The 12,412-nt window shown below is 55.8% G+C and carries 10 protein-coding genes and 1 tRNA gene; 1 reads left to right on the top strand and 10 read right to left on the bottom strand.

The window, feature by feature from the left end; translation table 11 throughout:
• From WA429_RS00790 to WA429_RS00770, 5 genes are all read right to left on the bottom strand, one after another.
• On the bottom strand, nt 1-1,617 hold the full coding sequence (locus WA429_RS00790; protein ID WP_287464526.1) for an ABC transporter substrate-binding protein: 1,617 nt from the start codon (nt 1,615-1,617) through the stop codon (nt 1-3).
• A 74-nt stretch (nt 1,618-1,691) separates the two neighbouring features.
• On the bottom strand, nt 1,692-2,612 hold the full coding sequence (locus WA429_RS00785; RefSeq protein WP_287464527.1) for an ABC transporter permease: 921 nt from the start codon (nt 2,610-2,612) through the stop codon (nt 1,692-1,694).
• Complete coding sequence (locus WA429_RS00780; protein ID WP_101246600.1) at nt 2,612-3,460, bottom strand: ABC transporter permease; 849 nt, start codon at nt 3,458-3,460, stop codon at nt 2,612-2,614. The genes WA429_RS00785 and WA429_RS00780 overlap by 1 nt, the downstream gene beginning before the upstream one ends.
• 15 nt (nt 3,461-3,475) lie before the next feature.
• A complete protein-coding gene (locus WA429_RS00775; protein WP_101246601.1) occupies nt 3,476-4,099 on the bottom strand; it encodes an ANTAR domain-containing response regulator in 624 nt (207 codons plus the stop codon).
• Nucleotides 4,099-5,283: a transporter substrate-binding domain-containing protein gene (locus WA429_RS00770; RefSeq protein ID WP_287464528.1), complete on the bottom strand. Its 1,185-nt coding sequence runs from the start codon at nt 5,281-5,283 to the stop codon at nt 4,099-4,101. The genes WA429_RS00775 and WA429_RS00770 overlap by 1 nt, the downstream gene beginning before the upstream one ends.
• Before the next feature lie 406 nt (nt 5,284-5,689).
• Here WA429_RS00770 and WA429_RS00765 point away from each other — a divergent pair, with 406 nt between their 5' ends.
• Nucleotides 5,690-7,366, top strand: a complete 1,677-nt coding sequence (locus WA429_RS00765) for a thiamine pyrophosphate-binding protein (RefSeq protein ID WP_287464529.1) — start codon at nt 5,690-5,692, stop codon at nt 7,364-7,366.
• A 38-nt stretch (nt 7,367-7,404) separates the two neighbouring features.
• On the opposite strand, the gene WA429_RS00760 is transcribed toward WA429_RS00765, so the two are convergent.
• The 5 genes from WA429_RS00760 to WA429_RS00740 form a co-directional block, all read right to left on the bottom strand.
• Nucleotides 7,405-8,052 carry a 5'-methylthioadenosine/S-adenosylhomocysteine nucleosidase gene (locus tag WA429_RS00760; protein WP_287464530.1) on the bottom strand — a complete coding sequence of 216 codons (648 nt, stop codon included), beginning with the start codon at nt 8,050-8,052 and terminating at the stop codon, nt 7,405-7,407.
• Nucleotides 8,053-8,169: 117 nt separating this feature from the next.
• A tRNA-Arg gene (locus tag WA429_RS00755) sits at nt 8,170-8,246 on the bottom strand.
• Nucleotides 8,247-8,396: 150 nt separating this feature from the next.
• Entirely contained in the window at nt 8,397-10,133 is a 1,737-nt protein-coding gene (locus WA429_RS00750; RefSeq protein WP_287464531.1) for an adenylate/guanylate cyclase domain-containing protein, read from the bottom strand.
• Nucleotides 10,134-10,264: 131 nt separating this feature from the next.
• On the bottom strand, nt 10,265-11,239 hold the full coding sequence (locus WA429_RS00745) for an alpha/beta hydrolase (RefSeq protein ID WP_287464532.1): 975 nt from the start codon (nt 11,237-11,239) through the stop codon (nt 10,265-10,267).
• Nucleotides 11,240-11,380: 141 nt separating this feature from the next.
• Nucleotides 11,381-12,343 (bottom strand): ABC transporter ATP-binding protein, encoded by a 963-nt coding sequence (locus tag WA429_RS00740; RefSeq protein WP_101246606.1) that lies wholly within the window; start codon nt 12,341-12,343, stop codon nt 11,381-11,383.
• Nucleotides 12,344-12,412 lie beyond the last annotated feature (69 nt).

The raw sequence follows: 12,412 nt of genomic DNA, 5'->3' as shown, positions 1-12,412 counted from the left end.
TTATTTCACCGCAATGTAGTCATAGTGAACAGGAATGTGGACCGGATCGACGAGGATCGCGTCATCGGCCACAAGGCGCGGCGAACGAATGGTGTAACGCTGTTCATTGAACACCGGTACCCACGGTGCGTCGGCCATGACTTTGGTAAAGATGTCGCGCCACATATCAATGCGGGTATCGGCCTGGGACGGATCGGCAAGCGCGTCGGCCTTTGATGCTTCGGCATCAAGTTCCTCATTGCAGTACCACGACCAGTTCCAGCCACCCGGCACCGCACCGCCACAACCAAGAATCGGGCCATAGAAGTTCGACGGATCCGGGAAGTCCGCAATCCAGGCCATGCCACCCGACCAGATCATCGGGGCCTGATCGGCTTCACCACCAGCGGCAATCACGTTTGCCTGTGCCAGCGACTTGATTTCGACTTTCATGCCGATTGCCGAAAGATCCTGCTGGATGGCCTGGGCGATACGCGGCTGCGGATCGGTGTTGGCAACAAACAGGGTGGTTTCAACGCCATCAGCAAAACCGGCTTCGGACAGAAGGGACTTGGCCTTTTCCGGATCAAAGGCATAGCCCTTGTAATCGGTGTTGTAGCCGGGCATCAGCGGCGGCAATGGCTGGTTGGCCGGAACGGCACGACCATTGATTACGCGAACGATACGATCCTTGTTGACCGCCATGTTGACGGCCTGACGGACCTTGACATTGTCGAATGGCGGAATGTTGGTATTCAGGGTGATATAGCCGGTATGAAGCTGTTCACCCGATACAACCAGATCCTTGTATTCCGGGTCATTCATGACTTCGAGGAACTTTGCCGGCGGAATGCCGTCACCGGCGATATCAACTTCGCCACGCTGCAAGCGCAGAAGTGCGACCACCGGTTCCTGACCGACTTCAACCGTAATGGTTTCAAGCTTCGGGATACCGTCAATGTGATAGTCCGGGTTGGCCTTGAAAATCAGATGCTGGCCAAGGGTCCAGTCTTCAAGGGCAAAGGCACCGGTACCAACCGGATGTTTGCCGAAATCCTGACCCCATTTTTCGACTTCTTCCTTGGGCACGATATGCGCAAAGTTAAGCGCCATTTTATGCAGGAAGGCCGCATCAGGCTGGCTCAGTGTGAATTTGACGGTGTAATCATCGACAACTTCAACACCCGAAAGGCTTTCGGTTTCACCCGCGGATTCTTCGGCAAAGCCATTGATGGTTTCAAAGAAACCGGCGCCCGGGCTTTGGGTTTTCGGATTTACAACGCGTTCAAGGGTGTATTTGACATCAGATGCCTTGAATTCGCGGCCATTGTGGAATTTGACCCCTTTGCGCAGCGTAAAGGTATAGGTCAGACCATCATCAGAAACCGTATAGCCGGTTGCCAGATCAGGCTTGAGCGTCGTGGTGCCCGGCTCGTAATCCATCAGACCGTCAAACAGGCTTTTGATCATCGACCAGTTCTGCCAGTCATAACCGATCGCCGGATCAAGGGTCGAAACATCGTCCTTGTAGGTCACGGTGATGTTGCCTTCGCCAGCAGCGGCGTTGTGCGCCGTCGTCATGCCGGCACCGGCAATCAGTGCAGCCAGTGCAACACCTTTCAGTGCTTTGCTAAACATTGTTGATATTCTCCCTGTGAATATAAACTTCCATAAGTTTCCTTCCTGATTTTGCTGCGTCTTTTGGTCTTGCATCAGCGCAGCTTGATGCGCGGGTCGATGAACGGCGCCACCAAATCCGCCAATAGATTGCCCAGCACGATGGCGCAGGCCGACACCAGCGTCACACCCATGATGATCGGAATGTCGACCCGCTGAATGGCCTGCCAGGCCAGCTGACCGATGCCCGGCCAGCCAAATACGGACTCGACAACGACAATGCCGCTCATGAACATGCCGATATCGATGCCGATCATTGCGATGATCGGCAAAAGCGCGTTGGGGAATGCATGAACAAAGAATACCCGGGCGCGTCCAAGGCCCTTGGCGCGCGCGGTGCGCACATAATCCTGACGCAGAACATCAAGCATCGATGACCGCATCATGCGCGAATACCACCCCGCCCCGAGGAACCCCATGGAAACGGATGGCAACACCAGATGCGCAAACGTGCCGTACCCGCCAATCGGGAACCAGCCGAGCACCACCGCAAACAGATACAGCATCAGAATGCCGACCACGAATTGCGGTGCCGATACCCCGACAAAGGATACCACCATCAAACCGCGATCAAGCGGTGTATTGCGTTTGATCGCCCCGATGGCGCCCGCCGTCAGCCCGAACAGAAGTTCACAGAAAATCGCACCGGCCATCAGCAAAAGGGTCGCTGGAAGACGGGCCGCAATCAGTTCGCCAACCTCGGTCTTTTGCAGATAGGACCGACCGAAATCACCGGTCAGAAGATTGCCCAGATAGCGCAGATATTGTTCATAGAATGGCAGATTAAGGCCAAGCTGTTCGCGGATATTGGCAACCGTTTCCGCGGTTGCCGAACGCCCGGCAATCTGGCGCGCCGGATCGGCCGGCAGCATGTAAAGCAACGCATAGGTCACGATACTGACGCCCAGAAGGATCAGGATGGCCTGGACAAGACGGCGAAGAATATAGGCAATCATCAGTGGCGCCCCTTCTGAGTCGGATCAAGAATGTCACGAAGGGCGTCGCCCACCAGATTGAAGGCCAGTGCCAGAAGAATGATCGCAATACCCGGGAAGAACACCAGCCACGGGGCCGAGGTAAAATAAGTCTGGTTTTCAAAGATGATGTTGCCCCAGCTCGGCGTTGGCGGCTGCACCCCGACCCCAAGATAGGAAAGGGTCGCTTCAAGCAGCACCGTGGTCGCAATTCCAAGGGTTGCCCACACCACCATGGTCGACAACAGATGCGGCAACATATGTTTGAAAAGAATACGGAACCGGCTGGCCCCGATGCCCCATTCGGCCTCGATGAATTCGCGCTCGGACAGGGACCGGGTTTCGGTATAGATCACGCGTGCAACCTGGACCCAGTTGACCATGGCAATCACCATGGCAACAATCCACAGGCTGGGTTTGAAAATTGCCGCCAGCACAATCGCCAGCAACAGGGCGGGAAACGCCATCATCAGATCGGTTGCCCGCATCAGGATGGTTCCGATCCAGCCCCGGAAAAACCCGGCCGTGACACCAACAAGGGCACCGATCAGGACCGCCGCCCCGTTTGCGACAATCCCGATGATCAGCGATGTCTGTGCCCCATACATAAGACGGGACAGCAAATCACGGCCCAGCAAATCGGTTCCCAGCAAGAACTGCCCGCCGGGCGGCATCGGCGCGCCTTCGATGGTCAGGCCGTCAAACATCTGGTTTTGCGGATCATATGGCGCGATCCACGGCGCAAGCAGGGCTGAACCCGCGATCACCACGATGATGATCAGCCCCAGAAGCGCCAGTTTTCTTTTGGCCAGTTCGGCAAGAACAAGCATACCCACCCTGTCTCGTTAGTTCGTGACAATCGGTGCACCGTCGCCCGAACCGGTCCGGCCCGACGCAACGATTGCCGCGCAATAGTCTTCGATCGTTTGTTGTTTTTTCATCGCTTCGGCGCGGATCGCCTTAAGGGCGCCGTGCTCGTCGATATTGTGGCTGAGCATCACGGTCATCAGCACCTTGGCCACAACCGGGCGCAGCTTCAGCCGCCTGCGCAATTCACAAATCTCAGCCCGCAATTTCTGTTGCTGTTCAAAGGCATGAACCGCCAGAACCGCCGCACTGAAAACACCGGCTGTTGAAACCGGCTTTTGCAAATGGGCCCCGCTTTGACGGCTGAGAACCCATTCAAGACGCCCCGGTGCTTCCGACCCGATCAGGGCGACACTTGGCATCGGGGTCTGATCAGGCGTCCAGGGAAACTGTTCATCCATCCCCATATCGGCATCGAAAAACAGGATATCGGCCGCCTTCACATTGGCATCATCGCCGCGCGGCAATTCCGGCCAATAGCGGTCAACCGTCATCCCGAGACGTTCCAGATGGCGCAATAACGGATCGATCGCCGCACTTGGACGGTGCAGGACCCAGACATGCCAACCTCGGAAGTTCGGAATACGATTGGTGCGTTTCATCAGCTGACCACCCGCAAATTGCCTGCACCGGGTTTGCCGACCTTGCGCCGGAAATCATCGGCATCAAAATGCACAAGATAGGGATCGGGCACGACCGCATGATCCGCGCGCGACACGATCTTGAACCAGCCCGCTTCGCCGATCTCGCCAATCAGCGGAGTCAGGGCGGCATGATTGTTGGTCGCATCGATCTGAACCATGCCAAACGGTGTCTGTACCGGTTTGCGCATCAGGTGATGGCGCACCGCAGGAACATCATCATTCCCGGCCCGCCGGATCGACTGGGCGAGCATTTTGACCGTGGCGTATCCCTGGGCGACAAAGGCCGACGGAATACGATCAGCCCCGGCAAATTCATGGAATCTGGCCAGCCATTCGGTGTTTTCGGCATCGGTCTGGTTGGCGAAATAGATCGCCGTACTCAGATGCCCGATCCCCGCTTCGGCAAGCTGGCCCAACTCGCATTCCGTCAGATTGCAACTGACGATCGGGCGTTTGGCAGCGGCAAATTCCGGATCTTCCTGACCCAGTTTCTGATAGGCGCGAAACAGCGCATAGCTTGAATTGCCAATCAGGTTATTAAGGATGAAGTCGGGCTTCTTGGCCTTGATATCTTCGATGATGTGGTCGACATCGACACTGTCGATCGGCAGGTACTTTTCGCCGAGCACTTCACCATTGCAGGCCTGAATCAGTTCGCGCCCGATGCGGTTGGTTTCCCAGCCCCAGATATAGTTCGACCCGGTCAGATAGACCCGCCGCCCGAATTTCGGAACAACATGTTCAAACAGCGGCAGGATATGCTGATTGGGATTGGCCCCGGTATAGATGACATTTTCGCTGCATTCGAAGCCTTCATACGGGCACGGATACCACAGCAAGGCGTCAAATTTTTCGACAGTGGGCAGCACTTCCTTGCGCGCCAGTGACGTGATGGTGCCGATGATATGTTTGCACCCGTCGCGCCGGATCAGACTGTCGCAAAATTCGGTATAACGTTCAGGCACACCGGCCGGATCGCGAAATTCCGGCACCAGGCGAAATGCAAAGGCAGAGTCGTTATTGACCTCGTCCAGGGCCATGCGCGCGCCATCATAAAGATCCTGCGCGATGGTCCGGTACGGTCCGGTCACGGAATACAGAAAGCCGACCCGGTAAACCGGGTTGGAATGCGTCTCGCCCAAAACTAAAAGCCCCTAAAACAAAAAAAACCCGCGCTTCTTTGCAGTGCAAAGAAACAGCAGGCCTTGATTGGCATGCGGCGATTTGTTGCCGCTATTTGATAAATTCCGCCCCGAAGGACAACATAACGGTAACAATAATTTCCAACTTGTCAAACGGGAGTTTCAGTTTTTGCAAATCTAATGCTGCAATGCCGCATTCCCGCAGAACATCATGCTGTGCCCGTGCTGGCAAAAAAGCCAGATTTTAGAACCGTTAAACCCGATGTTCGATTTTCCGCCAATTGATCGCGCTGACACCTTTACCTTGGCCCTGAATTCGTGATGAAATCGCGTTTGCGCATCCACCGCGCCAAAAATGAACAACGCAAATCACGTATTTTGCCCCACCATACGGAGTTCTTCATACATGTCCGGGAAAACGGAAAATCGCCAACTGCGTCACGGCGGTCGTATTCTGGTTGATCAATTGGCCCTGCATGGCGCGGAACGCGTCTTTCTGGTGCCTGGCGAAAGCTATCTGGCGGTTCTGGATGGTCTGGTGGATCATCCCGCCATTGATCCCGTCATCTGCCGTCAGGAAGGCGGTGCCGCCATCATGGCAGAGGCCTATGGCAAACTGACCGGAAAACCCGGCATCTGCATGGTCACGCGCGGCCCCGGTGCCACCAACGCATCGGCGGGTGTGCATGTCGCCCATCAGGACAGCACACCGATGATCCTGCTGGTCGGGCAGATCGGGCGTGACATGGTCGACCGCGAAGCGTTCCAGGAAGTCGATTATCGCAAGATGTTCGAACCGCTTGCCAAATGGGTCGGCCAGATTGATGACATCAACCGCATCCCGGAATATATCAGCCACGCCTATCACATCGCGACATCGGGTCGCCCCGGCCCGGTTGTTCTGGCCCTGCCCGAAGACATGCTGTCTTCAAGTGCCGAGGTCGCGGACGCCAAGCCCTATGTCCCGATCGAAGCCAAAACCGCCCCCGAAGATGTCGCGCGTTTCCGCGATGCCCTGTCAAAGGCCAAACAGCCGATCATGATCGTTGGGGGTGGCGGCTGGACCCGTGAAGCGACTGAAAACCTTAAATCGTTTGCATTTCGTAACAATGTTGCGATCGCGACGTCTTTCCGCTGTCAGGACTATATCCCCAACACGCACAGCCATTTTGTCGGCGATGTCGGCATCGGGATTAATCCCAAACTTGCCGAATTTATCCGCGACAGCGATCTGGTGATTTTGGTCGGATCGCGCATGGGTGAAATGACCAGCAGCGGCTATAGCCTGCTTGATATCCCCTGTCCGAAACAGAAACTGGTCCATGTGTATGCCGGACCCGATGAACTGGGCCGGGTTTACCGCCCCGATATCGCGATCAATGCATCCCAACGATCCTTCCTGCGTGCCATCGCCATGATGGAGCCGGTTGACGGATCGGCACGCGATGAGATGATTGAAACCGCACACGCCCATTACATCGCCTTTTCCACCCCGCTTGATACGCCGGGCGACGTAAAAATGGCCCATGTGGTTGCCGAACTTCGCGAAAAACTGCCCGATAATGCCATTGTTACCAACGGGGCTGGCAATTACGCCGCCTTCCTGCACCGGTTCTTCCGTTATCGCGAGTATCGCACCGAACTGGCGCCAACGTCGGGCTCAATGGGCTATGGCCTTCCGGCATCGGTATCAGCCAAGCTTGCCCATCCGGATCGCACTGTTGTCTGCCTTGCCGGTGACGGATGCTTTTTGATGCATGGACAGGAATTCGCCACCGCCGTGCAATATGGGGCCAATATCATCACGATTGTGGTCAATAACGGCATGTTCGGCACCATCCGCATGCATCAGGAACGCAACTATCCGGGTCGTGTTTCGGGTACCGAACTTCATAACCCGGATTTCGCGGCCTATGCCGTTGCCTTTGGCGGACATGGGGAAACCGTCACACGGACGGAGGATTTCGGCCCAGCCTTTGACCGCGCGGTAGCCAGTGGCAAACCCGCCATCATCGAGGTCCAGGTTGATCCGCAGGCCCTGACCCCGATCAAGACCCTTGATCAAATCCGGTCTGGTTCGTAATCGAAACGAAAATATGAATTGTTGAAAAACGGGCGGGATCAGCGTTTGGGGATGCTGATCTCGCCATTTTCAAGCCCGGTCTTCAGGGCATCGACCGCAACGGCCAGCTTTTCGTCAATCACATGCAGATAGGCCGTCCAGTCCGAAAGCTTCTTAAGCTCTTCCTTGCCATCTGAAATACCGCGAAGCCCGATCAGCGGCACATCAAATTTGTGGCAGGCCCGCAGGATGGCAAAGCTTTCCATATCGACCATATCGGCATCAATCACGTCATAGGCCGCACCCGAAACCACATTGGCCCCGGTCGAAAGCCGCGCCTCGGGGATACCCGGAATGCGCAACTCCATCGGAATTTCAGCCGGGAAATCCACAAACGGCGTGCAGCCCTTTTCAAACCCCAGAACCGACGCATCCATATCGCGGTAAGACACGGAAATCGCCTGATAAACCTCGGCCTGCTCCAATGTCCGCGACCCGGCCGAGCCCAGCGTCACAACAAGATCGGGCAAATCATCGGAAAGCTTAAGCTCGGTCAGTGCTGCGGTCAGATTAATCGCAGCCTCCACCGGCCCAACCCCGATCATCAGCGGCGTAAAACGCGCTTTGAGGAAATCCCCATATTCCGCCGGTGCTGCCATACAAAACAGCACATCATGACCTGCAAGATTGTGGAGATATCCGCGCATTTTCGAGAACCCGTTGGTTAAAATCAGAAAGGGCAGATTAACGACGCGGATACGATTTGGCACCCACTAAAACAGGAAACCGGACAACAACGCGATGATGGTCTTCTTTTGGGAAAATGGCGCACCCGACAGGATTCGAACCTGTGGCCTTTGCCTTCGGAGGGCAACGCTCTATCCAGCTGAGCTACGGGTGCGCAATATAGGGGCCACGACTGGATCAAGTGGCCCGAGTGCGATGGGTGATACAGGTTTTGACCCGAACGGGCAAGGGTTTTTGACCCCCATGCCGTTACAGCATTATCACCATGCCGGGTTAACGTAACCTTGCACCCAAAGCAGCGCAATCAGCTTTCAACGTCACGCCGGTCATAGGGATCGCGCACAACCCAGGTCCCGTTCCATTCGCGGTCCTGTTCACGCCGTTGGAGGCGTTCCATCCGGTTCATCATCAGCTGGGCGGCAAAGTCGCTGTCATCCAGTTCACGGACGGCCTCATAAAGCGGCTTGGCCTGATCAAACGCGCCTTCGCGGTAATGGGTCATCGCCGTTTCATATTTGGAACGCCAATCGCGACGCTCCTCACTAAGCTGACCGCCAAGGGCAAGCACCTCATAGAGGTACACTTCATGTTCCGTCCCCAGAAGCACCACATGGTCAAGATCGCGCATTTCGATCTCGCCGGCTGCCATATTGGCTGTCTCATGGGAGGCCAGAATTTGCGTGCCATATACGCGGTTGGCCTTTTCCAGACGGTTGGCATAGTTCACGCAATCGCCCACCACGGTATAGGCACGTGACTTGTCCGTCCCGATGGAGCCGACAACCACCTCGCCGGTGGCAATGCCGATGCGGATATCAAGCCCGTGATCGCCAATCAGGTCGGCATATTTGGTCTTGAGCGCGTTAAAGCGCGCCACCTGTTCAAGGGCCGCCTGACAGGCATGGCGGGCATGGGCATTTTCCCCGCAAAATGGCGAGCCCCAGAATCCGATCACGCGGTCCCCGACAAAATTGTCGATGATGCCGCTGTGGTTGGCGATCGGTTCGGTCATTGCCGTCAGATAGTCATTGAGGAAATCGACCAGCTTTTCCGGCGGGGTATGTTCGGCCAGCCAGTCAAACCCGGTCAGGTTGACAACACTGACGGTCATCACGCGCTTTTCGGAGTTTTCAAGCGCGGTTTCCTGATTGATCAGATTGTTGATGACCTTGGGATCAACATATTTGCCAAACCGTTCGCGCATCCGGAACCGCACGCGCAATTCACGCGACATCCGGTTGAAGGCATCGGCAAGACGGGCGAAATCACCCTTGCCCTTGAAATCAAGGCTGGTGTCGAGCTTGCCCGACTGGATGCCATTAAGCGCATTGGTGGTCTGGCGTACGGCCACCACCACCGCGTGGGCCAGATAATAGGCCAGCGACACCCCGATGATGATCGCCGCCAGCATCATGATGAATTCGGCCTGGATCAGGAAATCCTCACTGCGCGAAACGCTTTCGACCGTATCGGCCGCGTATTTTTCCAACAGAAGAATTTCGTTGCGCAGATCAAGAACGATATTGCGATGAAGGCCGCGGACAATGTTTTCCTGACGCTGTGCATCAAGAAGATCACCATCCCGCACCCGCCCCAGCAACCGTTCAACACCAAGGGCGAATTGTGCAGAAACATCGGCGAATTCGCGCATGCGCACATCAAGATCAAGCAACACACCATTGTCGAAATGACCTGATGCCTGTGCACGACCAAGGGCAGCAAAGGTGAATGTCTTGCGATAGGCCTGTTCGATCTGGGTTTGCTTGGCATTGATTTCGATTTCAATGCCATTGAGAAGCGGTGCATGCGGTCCGTCATTTTCGACCACTCGCATATAGCGATCCAGAAGCGAGATTTGTTCAAGCTGGCGGGCACGGACATCCGACAGCGCATCCTTGACCGGTGTGACATAGCGCGATACCGCTTCAAGATCACCATTGATGCCAAGGGACTGGATCACCGAAAAACCGGTTGCCACGAACAGCCAAACGACAAAGAAGGCCGCGACACCCAGGAACTTTGCCCGAATGGTCCTTAGCATGGCGGTCCTGATCCTCCGAAATTCCGTTTACTGCTGGCATATCGGGGTTCCAACACGTTTAGACAACCCGCGAAATGCTCTGCAACCGATTAAAAATGCTACCTGATCACTGATCAGCGGTCAAAAAGCAATCAAGATCGCGTGCAGGAATAATTTTCAACACCACCCCCACCCGCGATCCAGCGGCGAATGTCATCAATCACCACCGGCCCGTTCAGATCACGCAACAACATGTGATACCCGGCCTGATACCGGCACCGGTGATAGGATGTCATGCCAGCGGCCTGCAAATCACGATCAAGGGCATCAATCGCATCTGGCGGAATGACCTGATCCTGTTGGCCGGACAGCAACAAAGTCGCAACCCGGATGTCGGATGCCCGAACGCGTGCCAGATCCATCAAATCGGCCACCCCGGCAATCAGATCGACCCTTACCGCTGACATCATGTGCGGATCCCGCGACAGACGACGAAGCATTTCGATATTGTCGGACGGCCAGATATCAAGCCCGCGACCGGTCAGTGGCAACCATGGCAAGCTATGCGACATGACTGCAAGCGGGGCCGTCTGATACCAGGGCATGCGATCACGGTTCCAGATCGCCGGGGCCACCAGAACAAGACCATCCATCAGATGTCCGCGCGTCGCAGCTGTCACGATTGCAACCGCCCCGCCCATCGAATTGCCCAGAAGATAAACCGGTTTTTGCCGATATCTGGCGCGCAACAGGCTCAGCACATCGCTGGCATCATTGACCATACTGCTGATCCCCGCCCAGAACGGCCGGGACGGACTGCGTCCGAAACCGCGTTGATCAAAGGCATAAATCGCAATACCAGCCGGGCCAAGTGCTTCGCCCAGTTCCATAAACGCATTGGCGTAATCCCCCATCCCGTGCAGGGCAAGGATCACCGCATCGGGATTTTCGATATCCCCCCAATGTTGCAATGGAAGTGCCGTCCCGTCGCTGGCGTGAAAGACGTTTTCATCAAGCGATATCTGCGCCACCGGCGGACCGGCAGGGACGATTTTCGGCGCACAGCCGGTTACCCCCGCCGCACAAAGAAGAACAACCGCACTCAGACGCAGCAAAAATCGAAACATGGGACGGGGCATCCAGATGCGTGACAAAAATCCGTTTTCAAACATGACCCTAAGACCAAAAACAAAAACCCCGCAAGCCTTTGCGGGGTTTTGTCGGTTCATGGCGCAATCGGGCCAACAGGGATATGCCCCTGATCCTGATCAGGCTGCTTTGCCTGCGCGAAGCTTGTCATTATCGCGGGTCAGCATCAGGAAGATGTCTTCAAGGTCGCCTTCCTCGGTCGACAGATCCTTGATCGCAAGTCCGCTGCCCTGAACCGCCTGAAGGATTTCGGCCATCTGGGTGTTGCTGGGACGATAATGAAGGGCGATCTGATTTTCGGATTTAAGCTCCCCGCCCCACTGGGCAAAGACATCCGGAACCGAATTCAGTTCGTTATTCACGGTCAGAACAAGCGTCTTGTGATCGATCCGGCGCAGCAGGCTGCGTTTGTCTTCATGGGCGATCACGTTGCCCTTGTTGATGATGGCGATTTCATCACACAGTTCTTCGGCTTCTTCGAGATAATGGGTGGTCAGAACAATCGTCACACCGGCCTTGTTCAGTTCTTTGACATAGGCCCAAAGCTGCTGGCGCAGTTCGATATCGACACCAGCGGTCGGTTCATCAAGAACCAGGACCGGAGGGGTATGAACCATCGCCTTGCCCACCAGAAGCCGACGGCGCATGCCGCCCGAAAGCGACCGGGCGTACGAGTCTGCCTTGTCCGACAGGCCAAGGGCGGCCAGAATTTCGTCGGTGCGGCGTTCGGATTTTGGCACGCCATACAGGCCCGCCTGCAATTCCATCACCTGACGCGGGGTGAAAAATGCATCAAGGTTCAGTTCCTGGGGCACGATCCCGATCGAACAGCGTGCGGCACGCATTTCGGCTTCGATATCATGGCCCCAGATTTTTGCGGTCCCGCCGGTTTTGGTCACCAGTCCCGCCAGGATGTTGATAAAAGTCGACTTTCCCGCGCCGTTCGGCCCAAGAAGGGCAAAAAACGAACCGCGCGGAATTTTCAGGGATACGTTATCAAGGGCAAGTTTTTCGCCATTTGATCCCGTATAGACCTTTGTCAGCCCTTCGACTTCGATGGCATAGTCGGGCATTGCAGTCATAAGTCAGTGATCTCCACTCTTTTCCACGTCGCCGGTTTGCGCTAAGACGATGGGGCGCCATGCGATGCG

The sequence above is a fragment of the Thalassospira sp. CH_XMU1420-2 genome (genome assembly GCF_037029325.1).
GTDB lineage: Bacteria > Pseudomonadota > Alphaproteobacteria > Rhodospirillales > Thalassospiraceae > Thalassospira > Thalassospira povalilytica.
This window is presented reverse-complemented; position numbering and strand designations above follow the sequence as displayed.